Annotated in this window: 21 protein-coding genes; 3 read left to right on the top strand and 18 right to left on the bottom strand. The window is 44.0% G+C overall.

Features of this window, described 5'->3' with window-relative positions; translation table 11 throughout:
- Positions 1 to 4: 4 nt before the first annotated feature.
- From B3D47_RS14270 to betI, 5 genes are all read right to left on the bottom strand, one after another.
- On the bottom strand, positions 5 to 2,206 hold the full coding sequence (locus B3D47_RS14270) for an OsmC domain/YcaO domain-containing protein (protein ID WP_286862678.1): 2,202 nt from the start codon (positions 2,204 to 2,206) through the stop codon (positions 5 to 7).
- Positions 2,207 to 2,540: 334 nt separating this feature from the next.
- Complete coding sequence (locus B3D47_RS14265) at positions 2,541 to 3,311, bottom strand: hypothetical protein (RefSeq protein WP_005222093.1); 771 nt, start codon at positions 3,309 to 3,311, stop codon at positions 2,541 to 2,543.
- Between the two features lie 129 nt (positions 3,312 to 3,440).
- A complete protein-coding gene (betA, locus tag B3D47_RS14260; RefSeq protein ID WP_286862676.1) occupies positions 3,441 to 5,096 on the bottom strand; it encodes a choline dehydrogenase in 1,656 nt (551 codons plus the stop codon).
- Between the two features lie 11 nt (positions 5,097 to 5,107).
- Entirely contained in the window at positions 5,108 to 6,583 is a 1,476-nt protein-coding gene (betB, locus tag B3D47_RS14255; RefSeq protein ID WP_286862675.1) for a betaine-aldehyde dehydrogenase, read from the bottom strand.
- Complete coding sequence (betI, locus tag B3D47_RS14250; RefSeq protein ID WP_005222098.1) at positions 6,580 to 7,185, bottom strand: transcriptional regulator BetI; 606 nt, start codon at positions 7,183 to 7,185, stop codon at positions 6,580 to 6,582. The genes betB and betI overlap by 4 nt, the downstream gene beginning before the upstream one ends.
- A gap of 269 nt (positions 7,186 to 7,454) precedes the next feature.
- Here betI and B3D47_RS14245 point away from each other — a divergent pair, with 269 nt between their 5' ends.
- The gene (locus B3D47_RS14245; RefSeq protein WP_004809379.1) at positions 7,455 to 9,491 is read left to right on the top strand and encodes a choline transporter; all 2,037 of its coding nucleotides are present in this window, start codon (positions 7,455 to 7,457) and stop codon (positions 9,489 to 9,491) included.
- A 28-nt stretch (positions 9,492 to 9,519) separates the two neighbouring features.
- Positions 9,520 to 10,128, top strand: coding sequence for a MarC family protein (locus B3D47_RS14240; protein WP_103800003.1), 609 nt, complete (start codon positions 9,520 to 9,522; stop codon positions 10,126 to 10,128).
- A 302-nt stretch (positions 10,129 to 10,430) separates the two neighbouring features.
- On the opposite strand, the gene B3D47_RS14235 is transcribed toward B3D47_RS14240, so the two are convergent.
- Positions 10,431 to 11,444 (bottom strand): M48 family metallopeptidase, encoded by a 1,014-nt coding sequence (locus B3D47_RS14235; protein WP_004809385.1) that lies wholly within the window; start codon positions 11,442 to 11,444, stop codon positions 10,431 to 10,433.
- Between the two features lie 406 nt (positions 11,445 to 11,850).
- Here B3D47_RS14235 and B3D47_RS14230 point away from each other — a divergent pair, with 406 nt between their 5' ends.
- On the top strand, positions 11,851 to 12,189 hold the full coding sequence (locus B3D47_RS14230) for a P-II family nitrogen regulator (RefSeq protein ID WP_008303518.1): 339 nt from the start codon (positions 11,851 to 11,853) through the stop codon (positions 12,187 to 12,189).
- Between the two features lie 157 nt (positions 12,190 to 12,346).
- On the opposite strand, the gene B3D47_RS14225 is transcribed toward B3D47_RS14230, so the two are convergent.
- The 12 genes from B3D47_RS14225 to B3D47_RS14170 form a co-directional block, all read right to left on the bottom strand.
- Positions 12,347 to 12,502 (bottom strand): hypothetical protein, encoded by a 156-nt coding sequence (locus tag B3D47_RS14225; protein WP_286862670.1) that lies wholly within the window; start codon positions 12,500 to 12,502, stop codon positions 12,347 to 12,349.
- A gap of 321 nt (positions 12,503 to 12,823) precedes the next feature.
- Entirely contained in the window at positions 12,824 to 14,026 is a 1,203-nt protein-coding gene (locus tag B3D47_RS14220) for an MFS transporter (RefSeq protein ID WP_286862707.1), read from the bottom strand.
- A 94-nt stretch (positions 14,027 to 14,120) separates the two neighbouring features.
- Entirely contained in the window at positions 14,121 to 14,768 is a 648-nt protein-coding gene (locus B3D47_RS14215) for an ATP-binding cassette domain-containing protein (RefSeq protein ID WP_286862669.1), read from the bottom strand.
- Positions 14,768 to 15,454: a molybdate ABC transporter permease subunit gene (gene modB, locus B3D47_RS14210; RefSeq protein WP_108675985.1), complete on the bottom strand. Its 687-nt coding sequence runs from the start codon at positions 15,452 to 15,454 to the stop codon at positions 14,768 to 14,770. Before modB ends, B3D47_RS14215 begins: the two co-directional genes overlap by 1 nt.
- Positions 15,455 to 15,466: 12 nt before the next feature.
- Complete coding sequence (modA, locus tag B3D47_RS14205) at positions 15,467 to 16,222, bottom strand: molybdate ABC transporter substrate-binding protein (protein WP_286862667.1); 756 nt, start codon at positions 16,220 to 16,222, stop codon at positions 15,467 to 15,469.
- A gap of 14 nt (positions 16,223 to 16,236) precedes the next feature.
- A complete protein-coding gene (locus tag B3D47_RS14200) occupies positions 16,237 to 17,484 on the bottom strand; it encodes a molybdopterin molybdotransferase MoeA (protein WP_286862665.1) in 1,248 nt (415 codons plus the stop codon).
- Positions 17,481 to 18,404 (bottom strand): bifunctional molybdenum cofactor biosynthesis protein MoaC/MoaB, encoded by a 924-nt coding sequence (gene moaCB / locus B3D47_RS14195; protein WP_286862663.1) that lies wholly within the window; start codon positions 18,402 to 18,404, stop codon positions 17,481 to 17,483. Before moaCB ends, B3D47_RS14200 begins: the two co-directional genes overlap by 4 nt.
- 45 nt (positions 18,405 to 18,449) lie before the next feature.
- Positions 18,450 to 19,016 carry a molybdenum cofactor biosynthesis protein MoaE gene (locus tag B3D47_RS14190; RefSeq protein ID WP_286862661.1) on the bottom strand — a complete coding sequence of 189 codons (567 nt, stop codon included), beginning with the start codon at positions 19,014 to 19,016 and terminating at the stop codon, positions 18,450 to 18,452.
- Between the two features lies 1 nt (position 19,017).
- A complete protein-coding gene (locus B3D47_RS14185; protein WP_004809395.1) occupies positions 19,018 to 19,284 on the bottom strand; it encodes a MoaD/ThiS family protein in 267 nt (88 codons plus the stop codon).
- Between the two features lies 1 nt (position 19,285).
- Positions 19,286 to 20,347 (bottom strand): GTP 3',8-cyclase MoaA, encoded by a 1,062-nt coding sequence (gene moaA, locus B3D47_RS14180; RefSeq protein WP_286862659.1) that lies wholly within the window; start codon positions 20,345 to 20,347, stop codon positions 19,286 to 19,288.
- A 226-nt stretch (positions 20,348 to 20,573) separates the two neighbouring features.
- A complete protein-coding gene (locus B3D47_RS14175; RefSeq protein WP_004894861.1) occupies positions 20,574 to 21,197 on the bottom strand; it encodes an NTP transferase domain-containing protein in 624 nt (207 codons plus the stop codon).
- Entirely contained in the window at positions 21,197 to 23,974 is a 2,778-nt protein-coding gene (locus B3D47_RS14170; protein WP_286862657.1) for a nitrate reductase, read from the bottom strand. The genes B3D47_RS14175 and B3D47_RS14170 overlap by 1 nt, the downstream gene beginning before the upstream one ends.
- Between the last annotated feature and the right edge of the window lie 144 nt (positions 23,975 to 24,118).

Genomic DNA, 24,118 nt, shown 5'->3' with positions numbered 1-24,118 from the left:
TGGATTACTGCTGGGCTACAAACTTGGCACGCGCTGCATGCAGTTTCTTGTAACTTTCAATCAGGCGCAAATGACGATCCAGCCCTTCAAGCTTCATACTGGTTTCAGCCAAGCCATAGAAACGAACTGTGCCCTCAACTGAACCCATCACCGCATCCATACGTTCATCACCAAACATACGGCGGAAGTTGTGTTCATAATCTTCCAGTTCCATGTCATCATCCAGCATGACTTCCAGAACGACATTCATGCACTGGTAGAACAGGCCACGTTCAACGGTATTGGTATTAAACTGCAGGAACTGCTCAACCAGATCTTTAGCTTCTTCAAATTGCTGCAAAGCCACATAAATCAGAAGTTTCAGTTCAAGAATAGTGAGCTGGCCCCATTCAGTATTTTCATCGAACTCGATACCGATCAAGGTTTTGATCTCGGTATAGTCATCCTCATCTGCTTCTTCCAGACGCTCAACCAATGCTTGCAGTTGTTCATCATCCAGTCGATGCAGATTCAGGATATCTTCACGATATAACAAAGCCTTGTTGGTATTGTCCCAAACCAGATCTTCTACCAGATAGATTTCCGAATAGCCCGGTACCAGAATACGGCAAGCGGTGGCACCCAAATGCTGATACACCGCCATATAAACTTCATGGCCCATGTCTTCAAGAATCGTGAATAATTCCTGAGCTTCATCCGCATTCGAGTTTTGACCATTATTGGTGAAATCCCACTCGACAAAATCATAATCTGATTTCGCGCTGAAGAAACGCCAAGACACTACACCACTAGAATCAATAAAGTGCTCAACAAAGTTATTCGGTTCAGTCACTGCATTGCTGCTAAAGGTTGGTTTTGGCAGATCATTCAGACCTTCAAAACTACGACCTTGCAGCAATTCAGTCAAACTACGCTCTAAGGCCACTTCAAAGTTAGGATGGGCACCGAATGAGGCAAATACACCGCCGGTACGCGGGTTCATCAAGGTGACACACATCACCGGGAACTGGCCGCCTAATGACGCATCTTTGACCAGAACCGGAAAGCCCTGTTCTTCCAGACCTTTAATGCCTTCAACAATTTTTGGATATTTTGCCAGAACATGTTCAGGCACATCCGGAAGTGCCAGTTCACCTTCCAGAATTTCGCGTTTAACTGCACGCTCAAAAATTTCAGACAGACATTGTACTTGCGCTTCAGCCAGCGTATTCCCGGCGCTCATACCATTGCTCAGGTATAAGTTTTCAATCAGATTCGACGGAAAATAAACGGTTTCACCATCAGATTGACGTACAAATGGCAATGAACAGATGCCACGAGCCTTATTACCCGAGTTGGTGTCATAAAGATGGGTACCCAATAACTCATCTTCAGGATCATAAATTTCACGGGTATGTTCATCTAAAACTTCTGCAGGTAGTTCGCCATTCGGACCTGGCTGGAACCATTTTTCATCTGGATAATGCACAAATTCTGCATTGGCAATATCTTCACCCCAGAACTGATCATTATAGAAGAAGTTGCAGTTCAGGCGTTCAATAAATTCACCCAAGGCAGATGCCAGCGCACTTTCTTTGGTTGAACCTTTACCATTGGTAAAACACATTGGCGACTGCGCATCACGGATATGTAGCGACCACACATTCGGCACGATATTACGCCAAGAGGCAATTTCAATTTTCATGCCAAGCCCTGCTAGAATGGCAGACATATTGGCAATCGTTTCTTCCAGCGGAAGGTCTTTACCTGGAATAAACGTACTGTTTTCAGAAGCTAGACTTGGCATTAACAAGGCTTGAGCATCCGCATCAATACTTTCCACTTCTTCAATGACAAATTCAGGACCGGTTTGAATTACTTTCTTGACGGTACAACGGTCTATCGAACGTAAAATTCCTTGGCGATCTTTTTCAGAAATATCAGCCGGCAGTTCAACCTGGATTTTAAAAATCTGTTTATAGCGGTTTTCAGGATCAACAATATTGTTTTGCGAAAGGCGGATATTATCGGTTGGAATGTCACGTGCTGCGCAATAGACTTTGACAAAATAAGCCGCACAAAGTGCCGACGACGCCAGAAAATAATCGAATGGGCCAGGTGCCGAACCATCGCCTTTATAGCGGATCGGCTGATCGGCAATCACCGTGAAGTCATCGAACTTGGCTTCCTGGCGTAGATTATCGAGATAATTGACCTTAATTTCCATGTGGATACCTAAATATTCTTATGTGCCGTCACAGACAGATAAGATGCTGAATCTGAATATACAAGCCGGTTCACGGAGGAGAACTTGAATGAAAAATAGAAAATGGTCAGGTTATGCCATTTGACGAAGTGTCTGGATAACGCTGCCGAGAATGGCCGCTATTATAGAATTATTTTATGAAATTGATAATATTTGTCTGAAATTCTGGCAGATTAAACTAGGCCCTCAGTCTTTCCTGAGCTACAGGAGCATGAATCTACTTCAAGTCATGAATTATATGATCAATCAAGGTTGCGGATGAGGCAGATTTTCACCTGCCTAGTCTGAGATAATCTTAGAAATCATAACTTAGGGCAAATACTGCAAGATTACGCTGCTTGTCAGCATAGCGGTCATAACCGCCAAAGATATATTCACCCGACACACTCAACTGCGGTAAAAGCGCATAACTGAGTCCGGCAGAAGCATAACGAAAGGCAAACTGCTTTTCGGTATCGCCCAGTTCACCGCCCTCATATTTGCCTTCATCGTTAAAATAGCTCCCTGCTGCCGTAACGCTGGCATTCAGGCGATCATTCAACTGGTGGCTCAGGTTAAGTGTATAAAAAGTATCGCCCTGATTGGCATAAGCCACATCATACAGATAGGTCGATATGCTGGCCCCGATACTGGTCTGATCATTCAACGCACGACTTACATTTAAACCCAGCTCATTTCCGGTAGTATGCTTGCCGCCCGGATAATAATAGGTTGCGTTCCATAAATCCCAGTCATAATTTTCGCTGCTATGGGTATAACCCACTAGAAAGTCATGCTCGAATTTGTCTGAACGATGTCCCGGACGCCCCTGCACTTCTGCATAAGAGTATCCAAGCGTAGATCCCCAATATCCAACATAAAAATTGCCATAAGCCAGATTCAATGCAGCCTGTACAGCAACGTCATCATTTTCAGGTACATTGGTCAAACCGCGGGAGATATATTTGGATACCACACTCAAGTTTCCACTTGCTTCTATTTGTTTTACTTCCGCATCATCGGCATAACAGTAAAAACTTGAAACAGCAGCACAGCCAAACAGCACTGTTTGATTGAATATTTTCATAAAATATAAATTGTATTAAGCAAAGCCGGAGATAAAACGACAGCAGTCGAGGTTTTATCTCCGTTTTTGGGAAAAAATTGAAATTCGTTTTACTCCTGCTTTGCCAGATGACAGGAATAAAACTATGATTTAAGCGCGAAGCGCCTTGTAAAAAGGTGCCGATGAAGGCGCAAGAGCAGGTTTGCCACGAATATGGTCTGCCAGTTTTTCAGCGATCATAATCGTAGTTGCATTGAGATTGCCGGTAATGATCAAAGGCATAATGGAGGCGTCAATCACACGCAGCCCCTGCATTTCATGTACGCGTCCATAACCATCGACAACCGCCATGTCATCCTCACCCATTTTACAGCTACACGATGGATGATACGCGGTTTCTGCATGATTACGAACAAATTCATCAATTTCAGCATCTGTTTGTAGATGTTTTCCTGGACTGATTTCTTCACCACGATAGGGATCTAATGCCGGCTGATGCATGATTTCCCGGGTAATGCGGATGGCATCGCGGAATTCACGCCAGTCCTGCTCGGTACTCATATAGTTGAACAGAATACTTGGATGCTCAAACGGGTCTTTGGATTGCAGACGAACACGGCCACGTGACGGTGAACGCATAGAGCCCACATGAGCCTGAAAACCATGTTCATGAATGGCATTGGTACCATTATAATTAATTGCTACAGGCAGGAAATGATACTGGATATTGGGCCAGTCAAATTCGTCTGAAGAGCGGATAAAACCACCGGCTTCAAACTGGTTACTGGCCCCAATACCTTTACCTAAAAATAACCATTCAGCGCCAATCATCGGCTGGTTATACCACTTGAGTGCTGGATATAAGCTGACAGGTTTTTTGCACTTATATTGCAGGTACATTTCCAGATGGTCTTGCAGGTTTTCACCCACGCCTGGCAAATCCTGAACCACAGGAATATCCAGAATTTTTAACAGTTCAGCCGGACCCACACCGGAGCGTTGCAGGATTTGCGGTGAGGCAATTGCACCAGCACAAAGTAGCACTTCACGATCGGCAAACACCTGAATCGGCTGTAAGGTATTTTGTCCTTCGAAATATTCCACACCAATTGCCTGATTACGATTAAACAGAATCCGGTTGGTCATGGCGTGGGTAATAATCGTCAGGTTGTCGCGACCTTTGGCCATATCGAGATAACCACGTGCTGTACTGGAACGACGGCCTTGCGGCGTCACAGTTCGATCCATAGGACCGAAGCCTTCCTGCTGGTAACCGTTCAGATCATCGGTACGTGGATAACCGGCCTGTACACCCGCTTCGATCATGGCATGAAACAGTTCATTATTGCCCTGTTTAGGCGTTGCCACCGAAACCGGTCCAGAATCGCCATGATAATCATTGCCACCAATATCACGGCTTTCCGCTTTTTTATAATATGGCAGACATTCGGCATAGCTCCAGTGTTCAAGCCCCTTCAGGCTGGCCCACTGTTCCAGATCCATGGCATTACCGCGAATGTAGCACATGCCGTTAATTAACGAAGAACCACCCAAGCCTTTACCACGACCGCATTCCATCCGACGGTTATTCATATGTGGTTCGGGGTCGGTCAGGTAGGCCCAGTTATAACGGCGTCCCTGCAAGGGATAAGCTAAAGCGGCTGGCATCTGGGTTCTAAAATCCAACCGATGATCCGGACCACCCGCTTCCAGCAACAAGACTTTGATCTCTGGATCTTCCGTTAAACGCGCAGCCAGTACATTACCCGCAGAACCTGCACCAATAATAATATAGTCGTAATTCATTCATCCTCCCCTTATGCGTTAAACACGGATTGGAAAGGACTCAATTCCACCTGAACTGATTTGGTCTGGGTATATTGCTGTAGTGTGACAATACCGTTTTCGCGACCTACACCTGAATGTTTATAGCCACCCACTGGCATTTCTGCCGGTGATTCGCCCCAGGTATTGATCCAGCAAATACCGGCTTCGATCTGATGAATGATCCGATGGGCGCGCGACAAATTAGGCGTGACTACACCAGCGGCCAGACCATATTCTGTGGCATTGGCACGTTGAATCACTTCTTCTTCATAGTCATAACTGAGGATACTCATGACCGGTCCAAAAATTTCATCACGGACAATTGTCATGTCGTCACGGCAATCGGTAAATACCGTGGGTAGCACATAAGCGCCTTGGGCAAATTGCTCATCTTCGGCACGGCCACCACCACAAAGTAAACGAGCGCCTTCTTTTTTGCCCTGTTCGATATAATCCAGCACTTTTTCCATATGAGAGAAGCTGGACACTGGACCAAAATTGGTGTCAGGATCAAGTGGATCCCCCATACAGATATAAGGAATGCGCTGCAGAATCTTTTCTTCGAATTCTGCTTTTAAGGCTAAAGGTACAAATACGCGGGTACCATTGGTACAGACCTGACCGGAACTGTAGAAGTTGGCCATCATGGCTATATCTGCTGCCAGATCCAGATCGGCATCTTCGCAGATAATCAGCGGGGATTTTCCGCCCAGCTCCATAGTCACTTCTTTCAGGCTGGAATTCGCAGCTTGGGCCATGACTTTTTTGCCGGTCGCGACACCACCGGTAAATGAAACTTTGGCTATGTCCGGATGTGAAGTCAGATAGCCACCAATTTCACCACTACCGGTCACCACATTAAATACACCATGCGGTACACCTGCTTCAGTATAAATTTCTGCCAGTTTTAATGCAGTTAAAGGCGTTACTTCACTCGCCTTAAAGATCATGGCATTGCCCGCTGCCAGTGCAGGAGCAGATTTCCATAAGGCAATTTGAATCGGGTAATTCCACGCACCAATTCCGGCAACCACACCCAAAGGTTCACGGCGGGTATAAACAAAAGAACTGCTTCTGAGCGGGATTTGCTGGCCTTCTAATGCTGGCAAAATGCCCGCATAGTATTCGAGTACATCTGCACCTGTCGCAATATCGACGGTGGATGTTTCACTGAATGCTTTACCACTGTCGAGGCTTTCTAAACGTGCCAGCTCGTCATTACGTTCACGGAGGATAGCAACTGCCTTGTTCAAAATACGGGAACGTTGAATCGCCGTCATTTCTGCCCAGACTTTTTGCCCTTGCTGAGCAGATTTTACTGCACGGTCGATATCGTCTTTGCTGCAAATCTGGACTTCCGCCAGAACTTCGCCGGTCGCCGGATTAATTGTTTCAAATGTGCTGTTGGATATAGCATCGACAAATTGTCCGTGGATATAAGGACGTTGCAGATTAAAGTGTGTCAATGGGATTCCCTCGCAGTTGAGTCATTCTTGAGTTGCTGTCGGATATAGTCACTACAAAGTTCTATCGGCATTTCAGGGTCAAGTTCTTCATTAATCAGTGCACCCCTTAACCAGAAGCCATCAATCAGCGCAGCCAGTCCTTGAGCGGCTTTTTCAGCTTGTGCCTTAGGCAGCACTTTCATGAATTCATGCTTGATATTGGAATGCAGCCGGTAATGGTTGACCTGCTGTAAACGGTGTAAATCAGGTTGATGCAGACTGCTGGCCCAAAATGCCAGCCAGACTTTCATGGCCGCTTTATCTGTTTGTGGGGCAGCAAAGTTGCCTCGCACAATGGCCAGTAAACGTTGTTCAGGTGTGCTATCCACTTGGGACTGCATTTCTGCAACAGACTTACCTAACTGCTGCAATAAATAACGCATCGTTGCTTCAATGAGCCCATTTTTACCGCCAAAATAATGACTTATGATGCCGGTTGATACTCCGGCGCGCTGGGCAATCTGACTGATTGAGCTTTCGGCAAAACCCAATTCATTCACGGCAGCTAAGGTGGCATCGATTAATTGCTGGCGACGGATCGGCTGCATACCAACTTTTGGCATAAGACTAACCTGAATAACGAATATAACAATAGAAAACCATTCTGCTAGATCAATAGCAGAGTGATGTAACAATTCATAAACGCTTTTTTAATTGAACGTTCAATTAATAAAAATTATAGTGCCAGCTCACCCTTGATGTACAGCGCAGTTTGTTTTGGATTTGCAAAAGTTTGTAATTCACAAAAACAAGGCAGCTTTACCGCAGGCTCTTGCTTTCAAATCACACTGCACTGTAGATCATCCGGCAACAAAACGATGGTCATGGATTTATGCAAAAGAAAAACGAAGAGGTGCAAGATAGTCTGAATAAAGTGGTCTTTTATTTTTCGGCAACGCTTATTCTGCTGTTTTCTATTATCACCATTTTATTTAATGAACAGGCCAATCAGGTTATTACCAATATTTTAAACTGGGTCAGTGCGACCTTTAGCTGGTACTACCTGTTGGCGGCAACACTGTATCTGGTCTTTATCCTTTTTATCGCCTGCTCACGTTATGGCGAAATTAAATTGGGTCCTAAACATTCCAAGCCAGAATTTAGTCTACTGAGTTGGTCGGCGATGCTATTTTCTGCCGGAATCGGGATTGACCTGATGTTTTTCTCGGTGGCAGAACCGCTTTCCCATTATATGCATCCACCGGTGGGTGAAGGCGAAACCTTTGAGGCTGCACGTCAGTCCATGGTCTGGACGCTGTTTCACTATGGTTTAACCGGCTGGAGTATGTACGCACTGATTGGGGTCGCACTGGGCTATTTCAGTTATCGTTATAACCTGCCACTGACCATCCGTTCGGCACTCTATCCCATCTTCGGTAAAAAAATTAATGGTCCAATTGGACATACAGTAGATACTGCTGCGGTACTCGGGACGATTTTTGGTATTGCCACCACCTGCGGTATTGGCGTCGTACAATTAAATTATGGTCTGCATGTGCTGTTTGGTTTACCGGAAAATCTCTGGGTCCAGACCGCTTTAATTCTGGTGGCCGTGATTATTACGATTTTTTCTGTCGCTGCGGGGGTCAACAAAGGTATTCGCATTCTTTCAGAGATCAATATTTACGTATCGATCGGATTACTGCTGTTCATTCTATTTGTCGGCAATACCGAGTTTTTACTGGGTGCCTTGATCCAGAACTTTGGCGACTACATCAGCCAGTTTCCTCAACTGTCTTTGACCAGTTTTCCTTTTGAGCAGCCGAAAGAATGGATGAATAGCTGGACCTTGTTCTTCTGGGCCTGGTGGATCGCCTGGTCACCTTTTGTGGGGCTGTTCTTGGCACGGATTTCACGTGGTCGTACCATTCGTGAATTTGTCACTGGGACTTTGGTTATTCCATTGTTATTTACCCTGACCTGGTTATCTATTTTTGGTAACAGCGCCTTATATAGCGTTATTTTTGATGGTAATACTCAGTTAGCAGCGACTGTTCTCGATAACCCGGCCCACGGTTTTTATGATCTGTTAGCCCAATATCCCGGCTTTATGTTTACCGCAGGCGTGGCCACGATTACCGGTTTATTATTCTATGTGACCTCGGCAGATTCTGGAGCATTGGTATTAGGCAATTTCACCACTAAATTTAGCAATATCGAGCATGACTCTCCACGCTGGCTCAGTATTTTCTGGGCGATTGCGATTGGCTTGCTGACCTTGGCGATGCTGATGGCCAATGGCGTGACAGCATTACAGAACACCACGATTATTATGGGCCTGCCCTTTAGTTTCGTGATCTTCTTTGTGATGGCAGGTTTATATAAATCTTTGCGACTTGAAGATTTCCGTCAAGCCAGTACCAGTCTGAATGCAGCGCCTGTGGTCGGCAATGTCGATATTTTTAACTGGAAGAAACGCCTGAGTCGGGTCATGCTGCATCCCAGCTTGAACCAAACCCGAAACATGCTGGATGACGTGTGTAAACCGGCAATTCAGGCTGTAGCCAGCGAGCTAATCAGCAAAGGGATACACGTTGATGTACAGGAAAAACCGGTTGATCATGAACCTGAACTTTATCATCTGGATTTAGTCATTCAGCTGGATGAAGAAGAAAACTTTGTCTATGCCATTTGGCCAGTACGTTATGACACGCCAAACTTCAGTGCCCGCGGGAAACGTACCAAACGCTATTACTACCGTCTGGAAAGTTACCTATTTGAAGGTTCTCAGGGCAATGATCTGGTGGGTTATAGCAAAGAACAGGTGATCAATGACATTCTGGATAAATATGAACGTCATATGATGTATCTGCATATCAACCGGATTAGTCCGGGTAAACGCCCACTGTTTCCGGATCGCGAATCTTAGGATAAGACCCATTAAAAAGGATTGAATAATGTCAGAAACTTTAAATGCCTTTGCCCTATTTTTCTCCCTGCTCAATCCTTTTTTGATGAGTATTTACATGCTCGGAATTATCCGTAATTCCGAGGCTAAAGTATTCAACATGGCATTGATTCAGGGCAGTCTGATCAGCTTTATTGTGTTCATCATTTTTGCAAAAACTGGTGAAGCCTTCTTTCAGGAAGTGCTGCATGTCCGCTTTGAATCCTTTCAGATTTTTGGCGGTATTATCTTTCTGGTGATTGGCTATCGTTATGTATTTGAAGGTGCCGATACGATTGGGGTCATGCGTGGTGCACCCAGTCATCTGGCGGGCACCATTGCCATGCCCTTTATGATTGGTCCAGGAACCATTTCGGCATCCGTGATTACCGGCATTCAGCTCAGTTTATGGCAAACCATTCTGGTGATTTTCTCTACCCTGTTTCTGACCTGTAGCCTGTTAATTCTGATGAAATATTTACATGATCATTTACAGCATAAATACTCCAACTATATCGATTTATATGTCGATATTGTTGGTCGTGTTGCTGCACTGCTGATTGGGACAATTGCGATTGATATGATTGTCACGGGCGTAAATGGCATCATGCAAGGTTAATTCAATCATTATAAAAGCCGTCTTAACTGTTTATTGCGCGTCACCAGCCCTAAGACTTTTCGGCGGGCCATAATATCTTCTTGACTGCATTTCAGCATTTCACTGAGTTGTTCAATAGGTAAATTATTATTTTCAATCAGTATAATGTCCTGCTCACGTGTCCAATGGGCCGTGAGCAATTTAGCGGTTAATTTCTTGGTATTTACTCTCATTCATTTCAACGCATCATCAAACAATTGATTTCAGTTTAAAACACTATAAATCATATGCTGTTGAAGTCTGGTAAATCCATGTTTATCAAGTTATAGCACCCTTTTCACTGTGCTCAAGGCGTCTTTGGGTTGACTCACTGGACTTTGACTGGTGACGCTGGTTTGCACATTCGATTTGAGTACATAATGGAGCTTACCTTCTGCATCCTTGGTGATCGACTCAATATCAATATTACGTACCAGTTGACCATTAATCAGTAACCTCGTATTCGGATCTTGTTTGATTTCAATCAGATTTTTAGAGCTCAACTGTTCCGTAGTGCTTTTATCATAAAGCGCCATCGGGCTATCCAGATTTTCTTCAGCATATTTTAAACGCTGCTTTAAAGATGGATGCCGTTGCATAAATGCAGGTAATTTGCTTTGTATCGGGTATTCTTTCAGAAAAGTCGGATAGAACTGAGCGAATACTGCAATTCCCTGTTTAGGGTTATATCCTGCTCTTGCCATGAGTTCGAGTCCCAACAAATCTGCTTCTTTCTCCATGCGGCGCTGATAGGTACTACCATACCCATCATGTAATATGCCCGTAATCAGTGCTGAAGTTCCTGCTGTTGCCCAGGCAGTTCCCACTAAAAGTGGACTTACAATATATTTCCAGCTCTGTGTTTCACGCTGGTGCTCACGAATAACATGTGCCATTTCATGCGCCAGAATGTACGCCAGCGCTTCATCATCCAGCATCGCACGATTTACCATCTTGTAGCTCATGAAAATCATCCCATTAGCCAAGGCACCTGCATTGGATTTGTCTGAATGATAAAGATGAACGCCCCATTTAATTGTTCGATCTGCTGAAATGTAATGATCCGTATAAGGAATTATCCTGTTCATAATTTTAGCGCAACGTATTTCAGCTTCACTTAAATATTCTTTTTCGATAAGTCCCGTTTTTTGGGTAAATTTACGCTTCGCCTGTTCAACGACCTGATCTTGAGATAACAACATGAGTTGTTTACGGTCAGCTCCGTGTCCCATATGAGTGGTATTGATACAACCCGTTAGAGCCCCAACAGCAATGAGTGCTGAAAATAAATTTTTCATACAAAAAATTACATTTTATTAACATTTGATTGTAGTTTTAGCGGAATTCTTTTGAATTGTGAAGCTGTATTTAATAAATGTTTGGTCACTATTTCATTGCTAATCACTTAGAAAATAATTTTTTAAACTAAGCTTCTGAATTAATTATTTTTATATTAAAAATGAGGATTGGTTAAGGTTAAATCAGGATAAGCAGAATTAAAGCAAAGAAATAAGATTAAAAAAAGTAACAGTACTCATTTCTAACTTAATCCTCCCTTTTATTCATACAAAAGCAATCTGAAAAATCATTCAGGCGGATTTCGTGTCTATGAAGTGAATTTGAAACAGTAAATACATATTTAAATTGTATCTCTCTTCAATGGCTTCTATTTTTAAAGAATTAAGATAAGCCAAGGAGATCGAGATGAAATTAATAACAGCAATTATTAAACCATTCAGACTCGATGATGTACGTGCTGAACTTTCTCATCAGGGTGTTCATGGTTTGACAGTCACTGAGGTAAAAGGTGCCGGGCGCCAGAAAGGTCACTCTGAAATGTATCATGGTGCTGAGTATAGTGCTGAATTCCTTCCGAAAGTAAAAGTAGAAGTTGCCGTCCCGGATGAAAAGGTGGATCAGGTCATTGAAGGTATTATTAAAGCGGCATGTACCGATAAAATTGGTGATGGCAAAATTTTTGTCACGCCCTTAGAGCAGGTCGTGCGAATCAGAACCAGCGAAACTGGAGTAGCAGCAATTTAGGCATCTTTTGTAGGAGTAAAAATTTATCTCTACAGAAATGCTGTTTATGAATCTATGCAAATTATATTTCAGTAGTGGATCTATATAACTTGATAACTTGCAGAACAGCTCACCTATCTCATGATGGCGTGAGCTTTATTCTGGATAGCTTAAATACTTATTTTTGAATTTTAGCTTCGACTGTTTTGGCATGTAAGACTTCGCTATCTGCTACCGTTATTTTCTTTTTCTCAAGATATTCTGCTGCCTTAGCAATATTTTTTTCTGCAAAATGCAAACCACCCTCACCTGCCATAGTGATGGTCGTAAACATACACATGCCGCCTAATAATGCGAGAGTAAATATTATTCTTACTTTCATCGCTTCCCCTCCAAATTTGTAGTTACTGAATTGATTTTTCTTTGTTTTAGATTAAGCAATTATTATTCCAATTCTTAAATTGGATATATTTTATTCATTATAATCTAACATAATATTTACTAAATAAAGCAATGTAATATCAATCACATATTTTTACCTAATCTTCCCTTTATAAAGTTCAGATGAAATATAAAGAAAACCTCAAAAATGCTTCATCTTTGAGGTTTTAAGATAGGCAATATTCTGTTTTGAACGTAGGTCTTGATCCTGTTTTTATTTTTGAGTTTTAGGCAGGAAGAAACTCAGTATGCCCAATAATGGCAGGTATGAACATAACTGGAATACCCAGGCAATGCTGGTATGATCTGCCACATAACCTAATCCTGCTGCTGCGATCCCACTGATGCCAAACATTACGCCAAACATCAAACCGGCAATCGTACCCACACGGCCTGGTACTGCTTCCTGAGCATACACCACCATCGCTGAAAATGCTGATGATAAAATCAGGCCAGCGAAAATTGAAAAGATACAAGTCCAGAATAAATTGGCATACGGCATGAGTAAGGCAAATGGTGCCATACCTAAAAATGAAAACCAGATCACTGCATTACGGCCGATCCGGTCGCCGATCGGCCCGCCAAAGAAAGTACCCAAAGCGACGGCGCCCAAAAAGGCAAATAGATAGAGCTGCGCATCTCGAATTGAGATACCAAATTTATCAATCAGGTAAAAAGTAAAATAATTACTGATGCTCACGGTATAAGTAAATTTGGCGATCATCAGGATACCAATGACACCAAGTGCACGGATTAAAGTGACTCCATGCAGTTTGGACGCTGCTGTAGTACCCATCTTTTTCAGTTGTGTCTGGCTATTCGTGATGGTCCAGCGGCTAACCTTAAATAATACAAATATACCAAAAGCAGCAAACAGCATCAGCCATGCTGAAGACGCCTGCCCATTCGGAATAATAATCAGTGCAGCCAGTAACGGTCCTACTGCAGAGCCACTATTGCCACCAACCTGAAAGGCTGATTGTGCAGTACCGAGCTTGCCACCAGAAGCTATACGCGCTACGCGCGATGCTTCCGGATGAAAAGTCGAAGAACCGATCCCGATAATTGCAGCGGAAACCAATAGCATTACAAAACTCTGAGATAGAGCTAACAGCAGAATCCCAAACAGGGTAAAGCCCATACCGATCGGTAAAAGATAAGGCTTTGGATATTTGTCAGTATAGAAGCCCACCCAAGGTTGTAATAAAGACGCCGTCAATTGATACACGAGAGAGATTAAGCCGATCTGACCAAAACTCAGGTTATAATTAGTTTTCAATAAGGGATAGATGGCTGGTAAACAGGCTTGAATCAGGTCATTTAAGAAATGTGCAAGGGCAACAGCAAAGACAATGGGTAAAACCATTTTTGAGGCAGACCGCGTTACTTCGGTCTGTGCAATATCCGTCATATTCATCCATGTAGTATCCGGTAATGGCTGAAGATTATACGCCAAGCCAAATTACTTGAAATTTATTTTATTTTCTCTTTATAAGTATTCTTAAAAAAAGTTATCTCGGCGAATTGCTTAGCTGATGATCCTGTAATTCAATAATTTCTGCATCCAGCTGTTCCAGCTCTTCATGATGATGGGTCACATAAATCATCGGCACCTGTATTTCATCGCGGATGCGAGTAAAAAATGGCAGGATCTGCTGTTTCAGTTTGGTATCCAGGCCAGTCAATGGCTCATCCAAGAGCAGTAATTCAGGACTGGACAACAGCGCCCGCCCGATCGAAATACGCTGTGCTTCCCCACCCGATAATTGCTGAACCCGACGCTGCAATAGATGATCAATTTCCAATAATTCAGCAATCTCCTTTAATTGGAATTTTTCCTGTTCCAATTTGCCCCATTTTTTGGCGTAAAGCAGGTTCTGTTCAACATTCATATGTGGAAACAGCATCGCCTGCTGAAATACCAAGGCGATTTTGCGTTGATGGATTGAAATATGAATTTTCTGGTTTGCATCAGTCAGGATCTGTTTATTTAAATGAATATAGCCAGATTGTGGTTGATAGAGTCCAAGGAGTAATTTAAGAAAAGTAGTTTTGCCTGCTCCCGAAGGTCCAACAATTCCCAAGACAGAATTCTGCATCTGGACTGCTGCATCTAAACTAAAAGTATCCTTTTGATAATGAAACTCACATTGCAGCATTAGCGCTCCTGAATTTTCTGCTGATATTTTTGCATAATCCAGTAATTCGCCAATAATGCTGCAAAAGCCAGACCTAGAGATAAAAGCACCAGTCGTAAAGCCATCTGTTCGCCATCAGGTTGCTGTAATAGGGAATAGATCGCAATCGGAATAGTACGGGTTTCGTCAGGAATATTGCCAACAAAGGTGATGGTGGCACCAAACTCGCCCAGACTGCGGCTAAAACAGAGAATACTGCCAATCAGAATACCGGGCAACGCCAGCGGTAGGCTGATACTGCAAAAGACTTTATAGGGCTGAACACCCAAAGAATTTGCTACCTGTTCCAGTTGCGGATTAATCATCTGAAAGGACAACCGGATCGGTTGCACCATTAAGGGGAAAGCCACAATCATGGCGGCCAGCACTGCACCTTTCCAGTTAAAAGCCAGCTGAATGCCCCACTGCTGCAACCATTGTCCAATCCAGCCATTGCCACCAAAGACAATCAATAATAAATAGCCCAATACCACAGGTGGCAAAACCATCGGTAGGTGTAACAGTGTTTCCACCACATATTTCAAGCGAAACTCATGACGTGCTAGAATCCACGCCAATAAAATGGCAAACGGCAAACTGATCGCTGTGGCAAAACCTGCAACTTTTGCTGACAGATACAATGCACTGAGTTCCTCTGGTGTCAGCATACTGGAACCATCCTAGAGTTTAAAACCATAGTGCTGATAAATCTTTTTCGCCTCGGTATGCCGACTCATAAAACGTATGAATTTGACTGCATCGGCATTTTTACTGCCCTGCTGAGTCAAGGCAATTGGATAGACAATCGGGCTATGCGTATGAGCTGGAAAGACCCCAGCAATTTTCACTTTTTTACTCTGTAACGCATCGGTCTTATACACAATCCCGGCCTGACATTCACCACGTTCCACAAAAGCCAAGGCCGAACGAACACTATCTGTTCCGATAATGCGGCCTTGCAGACCCTTTAACCATTTCAGATTGGTTAGACTCTGTTTGGCATATTTACCGACAGGCACAGATTCCATTTGTCCGGTACATACATACCCCTGAAAGGGCTGGGCAAAATTAAATTGAGAACTGGCCTGAAAGCTTTGCTGACGCTGTAAAGGACTGATTAATACCAGTTCATTGCTTAATAAGGGCTTTACTTGAGATCTAGCTATTTTTTGTTTTTTTACCAGATAATTCATCCAGTCCTGATCGGCAGAGAAAAAAATATCAGCCGGTGCGCCAGTTTCAATTTGCCGGGCAAGCGATGAAGATGCTGCAAAGACCAGCACTACTTTGATTGAGGAATACTGTTTTTCATAACGTCTGGCAATATCCGTCACCGCATTGCTCAGACTGGCGGCCGCATAAACTCGGACGGTACTGCCAGCCTGGACTGAACAGGACAGGAAAACTGCACTGAATAAGATCAATCCCTTTTTCATCGGTGACATATTCCTTAAATAAACAGACCTTGCAGGATCTGACCGGTCTGGATGCTTTGCGCTGCCGGAATACGGACAATACAATTGGCCTGCATCAGATTACTCAGCATATGCGACTGTTGCTTCGGCAAGCTGGAAAGCTTTAGCATTCCCGATTCAAAACTTACTGCCATACGCAAAAAACGTTCCCGGCTATCGGCTTTCAAGTCATGACTCATTACTGCACTAAACCATTGTGGTAATTGCTTTTGACCTTGCAACGTACTGATTAAGGTTGATACATAGACCTGCATGCCTATATAGACTGCAGCCGGATTACCCGGCAGACCGAGTAAATAACATGGACTTTGATCGGGTCGCTCAGATTTGGCGAAGAACATTGGCTTGCCAGGTTTCTGTTTGACTTTCCAGAATAACTGTTCAAAACCAATTTTCAGTGCGACCGGACGGACAAAATCATAATCTCCTACCGATACACCACCGGTGGTCAGAATCAGATCATACTGGGTTCTCAGCCTTTGAAATAGCGCGCTGACCGCCTGTTCGGTATCGGCAACATGCATGATCTCAACCTGCTGGTTTCTGGACTGGAACCAGGCTTGAATTAAAGGAGCATTGGCATCAAAAATTTTGCCGGAATTCAGGTCTTCCACAGTGTCAGCCACTTCATCCCCAGTAATCACCACTGCAATTTTAGGATAGCGATAAACTGAAACTTCCCGGATCCCTGCCATGCTTAAGGCTGCAATTGTTCCAATACTGAGCTGCTGCCCCTGAACAGCCAGGCATTGGCCCATGCAAATTTCTTCACCCACTTGACGGATATCAGCATCCAGTCGCAAGGCTTCAGTCAAGATAATGATCGAGTCCCTGAGCTGTACAATTTCCTGTCTTGCCACCGTCGTGGTCTGCAACGGAATTTTCGCACCAGTAAAGATGCGTACTGCCTGACCTGGCTCAAGTATCAGATCAGCTCCCTGTCCAGCACGAATTTCACCGATCAGTTCAAAACTGCTTTCTGCTGGCATGTCGATATCCATACAGATGGCATAACCGTCTACAGCACTTTGCGAAAATATCGGCAGCTGAGTTTTTGAATAAATATCTTCGGCTACGAAACGGTTCAGTGCCTGACTTAAGGGCAGTGTTTCAATGGCTAAATGATCAGTATGATCTAGAATCATCTGCAGAGCCTGATCGACAGAAATTAGGCCGGGTTCACTGCCACAGGCGGAATATTCTGTCGTTACAGCAGAGTTCATTCATAGCCTCCTGCATGAGGAATATTTTTCTGTACATCAAACAGATGTACGAGTGCAGGTAAAATCGCCACTAAAGATTCTTGGGCCCCTTGACGGCTACCCGGTAAGGTAAGGATCAGGCTGTTTTCAATATAACCTGCGACACCACGGCTCAGTGCTGCGTAAGGTGTACGACGTTGACCAAAACTGCGTGCAGCTTCCATCAGTCCCGGAATTTCACGGGTTAGTAAGGGTTGAATAGTTTCCACCGTCAGATCTTTAGGGCCAAGTCCCGTACCACCCACTGTCAGAATTAATGGATAATCATTTTTTTGCTGTTCAATTAAAGCTTTTAGCTGTTCAGGACTGTCCGGAATCACCTGATACTGGATATAGCCAAAATTAGCTTCTTCCAGAATTTCCATCACATTCTGCCCGGCTGTGTCGGCTTTCTTGCCAGATACCACGGTATCAGAAAGTACAATGACAGAGGCTGGTAAATGTTCTTTCAAAACACGAGTGAAATGTGATTTTCCACCCTTTTTTTGCCCCAGTTTAACCTGATCCAGACATAATTCTTCCGGCTCACAATGTGGTTTCAGCATATCGTAAAGGGTCAAACCTGCCAGACTGACTGCTGTCAGTGCTTCCATTTCCACACCCGTTGGACCAATCGTTTCCACTACCGCAGTAATCACTACATGGGCTTCTTCAAGCTCATATTCCACATCGGTCCGATAAATTGGCAGTGGATGACATAGAGGAATGAGTTCATCAGTACGTTTTGCGCCTAAAATCCCTGCGATCCGGGCGGTTTTTAGCGCATCACCTTTGTCGGTATTACCATTACGCAGTAATTCAATGCAGTGTGGCGGCGCATGCAGAATCCCGGTGGCAATAGCAGTGCGGTAACTCTCCGGTTTCATTCCGACATCTTTCATGGCTTATCCTTCTTGAATCTTTTCATTTTTTACTCAAACTTGAATTTATAGCGGCCATTGATAAACAGGAACATCTGGCTGGATCAGGTTAAAAGGCAATTTTTCCGATTTATGTGCATCAGTACAGTTATGCGTATGCACATGCTTTCTATGAGTGTGATGATCTGAACCCTGGTCACGACGAATGCAGCAACCTTCGACATATTGGCTACTGCCATCCATATAGAATTCTTCTTTCCAGACCGGTACTTCATGCTTGACCCGTTCCACGGCTTCTTCGCAGGCTTGAAAAGCTTCCCGACGATGTGATGCATAGGCCATGGCAATAATGGCGATATCACCAATATCCAGTGAACCGATACGATGTACAACTCGGACATAGGACACGTCATATTCAGCCTGAATTTCCTGCTCGATCTGGCGAATCATCTTTTCAGCAACAGGTGCATAAGCGGTATATTTCAGTGCTTTAACCGCTTTACCTTCATGATGATTTCGTACTGTTCCAATAAAAATACCGATTCCCCCACATTCAGGAAAATATTGAATCCCATCAAATACGTCCTGTTGCAGCGGTGTGTCTTGAATACGGGCAAATTGTTTCAGTTCCATCTCAACCTCCTGCGACCGGTGACAGCAACACTAGAGTACTGTCCTGATTTAATCGAGTCTGACGAGAAATAATGTCTTCACCGATGGCACAGGCACAACGCTCTAACAGGTTGAAAGCTTCTGGAAAGGACTGAATGACTTTATTGAGTACATCGGCGACCAGACTGTCTATCTGACATTGCACAGTTAAATCTTGAGGTAACTGACGTTCGATCGCACCGAAAGATTCGATTTTGACGGTAATCGATGATTGAAGTTTTGTAGTCATCTTAGCCTCCTATCATATGCATGCTGATTTTTCGGAAATTTGAATGGGTTTTATGGGAGGGATTGAACAGTCTTTGCTGAGCCTGAATGGCCTGAAAGCCAGCAGCTTTATTCCAGATATAGGGTTGCAGCTGTTGTTGCAGGGTTTGTTCAGCTGATGCTAGGTGCTGTCTTAACTGTTGAATACTGTTTTTGAGTTTTAGACCTTGAGTTGAGAATAAGCAGTTAAATAATTCACCTTGAGCATTCAGTCGTAAACGGTCACAGTTACCACAGAATGAATTGGTAATCGTTGAAATAATGCCGATCGACATACCGTCAATGTAATAGCTTCGTGCTGGATTAGCCCCCTGACCTTGTCTGATCTTTACTTCAAATACTTGTGCCAGTTGATCCAGAATGTCCTGCTCGCTAACCACATGATCACGTGACCAGTTCTGGTCGCCATCGAGTGGCATAAACTCGATAAAACGCAATTCAACTTGTTCGCGTTTGGCCCAGTGTGCCAAAGACAGAATCTGGTCATCATTGATGCCTTTGATGAGTACTGTATTAATTTTGATTTGAAAGCCAGCCTGCTGGGCTGCTTGAATGCCTTCTAATACGGGTTGCAGTTTTTTTGCAGTTAACTGTTCAAACTGCTCTGCATCCAGGCTGTCCAGACTGATATTCAGGTCATCTAGCCCGGCCTGCTTTAATTCTGCTGCATATTGTTTGAGATAATGACCATTCGTAGTCATTGAAATACGTTTCAGGCCGATTTTTTTCAGTTGCTGTAGTTCGGCAATAAAATGCACTACACCTTGGCGCATCAGAGGTTCACCACCGGTAATCCGGATCTGTTCAATACCACGGCGAACCATGAATTCACAAAAATAATAGAGTTCTTCAAAGCTGAGTAAATCGTGTTTTTTCATCCATTCTGGATGTTCTGGCATGCAATAAACACATTTAAAATTACAGCGATCCGTCACAGAGATACGGAGCTTACGCTTATTGCGTCCAAACTGATCCTGAAATACCGGGACTGGTTCAGCCTGCTGTAAAGGATTGATGTGGTTCATTGCTTATTCCATCAGGGTCGATCATCAACTTTGTTTCTAGCCAAATTTTTGCTGACCGATGCCCTATTAAATTGCTATTGCTCTAGGGTTAAATTGCAATAAGTGTTCCAACTTTGCGCAGAAATTGCGGCTTTTTAATATTTGAGTGCGATTTATTGGAATTTAAGAATAATAAGGGTTTGAAACAGGTGTATTGCCCTACTTTTAAGCACTACTCAATCAGCACTTAGAGAAAATGCAGTTGCTGATGTTGCTGCAATTCATCAAAGGAGTTAATGCTGTGAAAAAACAGTGCATGATTTTTAAATCGCGCCATTTGCATGTGCATTTTCGCAAAACAATGTCTTAAGCTGCGCTGATTTTGTTCGAGATGCTGAACCAGTGTCGGCAAACTGCTTCGTTTAAGTAAGCAGAATGGATACAACGCTATATCATTTATTTCCACTACAGCCACTTCACAAAGAGGATCTCGCTGCATGGCCCGATGTAATCCAGAAATAACCTTTTTGGGAATGTAAGTCACATCGCATGGTACAAACAGCACGTAGTCAGACTGCACATGAGACCAGGCACTTTTCATGCCCATCAAGGGTCCGTGAAAGCCCGGTTCATCATCCTGAAAATAACGGATTGATGGAATAAGGCGTTCATAAATGGAGTGATCACGGTGGCTGTTGATCCAGACTTGACCAACACGCGATCTAAGCTGTTGGTGAATCTTGATCAGTTGAATTTCATCATCAAACTTTTGCAGCAGCTTGTTAATGCCATTCATCCGACGCGCCTGACCACCGGCCAGGATGACTAAATCGGTGGGTGGATAATTCATATTCTTATGGATTCTTTTCATTATACGGACTCCGTTTGGCAAGCTTTAATCAGGCCACGAATTTCAGGTAAGCAGGAACCGCAGTTGCCGCCGGCTTTTAGACATGCGGTCACCTGTTTTTCATTGGTGATATTTTTTTCTTTTATGGTTTGGATGATGCGATTTTTACCGACTTTAAAACAGCTGCACACTAGCGCACCTTCACTCTTGCTCATTGAGATCGCCTGACCGGCCAGCAACGCTTTACGGTGCATGGCACTGAGTCGTTCACGCTGAAATAGCCCCGATAACCAGTCGCGATCTGGCAACAGCTCTTTTGGTGCGATATACAGGCTGGCAATCAGCTTGCCATCCTGTAATACCACGCTATGACTGATATGTGCAGTCTGGTCATCCAGATTCAGCCATTCAAAATCTTCTTCAGTAAATGGCAATAGGCTTTTCAGCTGCTCGGTCGTGGTGCTAAATTTCTGACGATCCGCAATTTCATAACGCGTTGCTCGGACCGCTTTGACCTTGGTCCACCAGATGGTTTTATCAATAAAGGGTTGCACATAACTTTCATAACCTTCACGTACATACAGCACACCCTGCCACTGAGTATGGAATGGCTGAATCAACACTGGCGTATGCTTAAACTCAGGCTCGCCAGAAATGGCATCGACCACCGGATTCACCAGCTTGCCGATACGTGCATCGGATGCCACCTGATCATTCCAGTGGATTGGTGCAAAGACCTGACCACGACGGATATTGTCACTGACCTGAGCACGTAAAATACATTGTCCCCATTCAGAACGAACTTCGACCAGTTCACCATCCTGAATCCCGTATTTCAGTGCATCATTCGGGTGAATTTCACAATACGGTTCGGCACGATGTGTACTGAGATTGGCAGATAATCCAGTACGGCTCATAGTATGCCATTGGTCACGAATCCGGCCGGTATTCAGAATTAAAGGATATTCACTGGAAACCTGATTGACCGGATCAATCGCAGTTGTAGCAATAAACTTGGCTTTACCATCCGCATGACTGAACTGGCCTTGGGCAAATAATCTTCCTACAGATTGAGCAGGTTGCTGTTTACCCCAAACCGGCCATTGCACTGGTTCCAGTTTGTCGTATTCTTCTATGGTTAAATTACTCAAGCCTTGCAGATTAAAATAACGGAAATATGGGGTTTCTAGACGTTGGGAAATTTCTACATTCTGATAGGCAGAGAGTCCGGCATGTTCTTTAAAAATTTCATGGCTATTGTGAAAATCAAACCCTCTGAAGCCCATTTGCTTCGCCACCTGTGCAATCGCCCACCAGTCGGATTTGGCTTCACCCGGCGCATCTAAAAAGGCATGTTGCCTTGAAATACGGCGTTCCGAATTGGTGACGGTTCCATCTTTTTCGCCCCAGCCTAAAGCTGGAAGTAATACATCAGCATATTGAGTAGTATCCGTATCCTGACAGATATCAGAGACCACTACGAATTCACATTTATCCAGAGCACGCTTCACTTGATCGGCATCGGGCAAGCTGACGACCGGATTGGTTGCCATGATCCAGATGGCTTTGATCTTGCCGCTTTCGACTGCCTGGAATAGATCAACTGCCTTAAAACCCGCTTGCTTGGCAATATATGGACTTTGCCAGAAGTTTTGCACCAGCTGTTGATGCTCCAGATTTTCTAAATCCATATGGGCTGCCAGCATATTGGCCAAGCCACCGACTTCACGTCCGCCCATCGCATTTGGCTGGCCGGTCATAGAGAATGGGGCTGCACCGAGCTTACCAATTTTACCCGTGAGCAAATGGCAGTTAATAATACTATTGGCTTTATCTACGCCACGGGAGGATTGGTTTACACCCATGGAGAACAACGTCATGACTTTGTCAATCTGGGCAAATTTTTCAAAGAATTGACTCAGCTTAGCAGCTGAAATACCGGTGCGTGCCGCAACATTTTCAATCGAAGCTTCCGCAGTACTGCTGGCCAAGGCCTGTTTCAGCCCTTGGGTATGTGCAGCAACAAATTCCTGATCTACATCACCATGCTGATATAAGTACTGTAATAGGCCATTAAATAGTGCAACGTCTTGCCCTGGCAGAATAGGTAGATGCAAATCTGCTGCTTCACAGGTACTGGTAAAACGTGGATCAACCACGACCACGAACAGGTCACGCTGTTCCTTGGTTTTCATGATGCGCTGGTAGAGCACCGGATGACACCAAGCAGTATTGGAACCCACCAGCACGACCATGTCAGTATGTTCAAAATCTTCATAACTGGCTGGAACCAGATCTTCACCAAAGGCACGCTTATGTGCAGCTACAGCGGAAGACATACATAGACGTGAATTAGTATCAATATTTGCCGTGCCGAGATAGCCTTTGACGAACTTATTCACCACATAATAGTCTTCAGTCAGCAGCTGACCCGAGACATAAAAGGCAATGCTGTCACGGCCATACTGCTCAATATATTGCTGGAATTTATGGGCAATCGTTGAAGTTGCAGTATCCCAATCAGTAACTTCACGCTGGTCTTTACGACCTAACATTGGATGCAATAAACGGGTTTCCAATCCTAAGGTATCAGCCAGATTACTGCCTTTGATGCACAATTTTCCGTAATTCGAAGGATGTTTGACATCACCTTCAACAGTCACTTTCGGACCTGAGGTCGTCGGCGTTACATGTGCAGTCACACCACAACCCACGCCGCAATATGGGCATGTGGTCTGTGTGGTTTTAGTTTTTAATTCTGTGGAGCTTTCAATTTCCACAACGGGAATACTGTTCATGGATGCTCCTTAGGAGTTGAAACACAATTTAATTCTTTTCAAAAAAGGTTCATTACAACGGTGTCTTTTCAATGCAACTCATTTATTTGGATCAACCTTCGGTTCGACCTACTTTTCTTTCGGGAAAAGTAGGCAAAACCATTG

Origin of the sequence: Acinetobacter sp. UBA3461, from assembly GCF_002381195.1 — a bacterium.
Lineage (GTDB): Bacteria > Pseudomonadota > Gammaproteobacteria > Pseudomonadales > Moraxellaceae > Acinetobacter > Acinetobacter schindleri.
The sequence above is the reverse complement of the archived record's forward strand: the minus strand, read 5'-3'. Positions and strand labels throughout refer to the sequence as shown.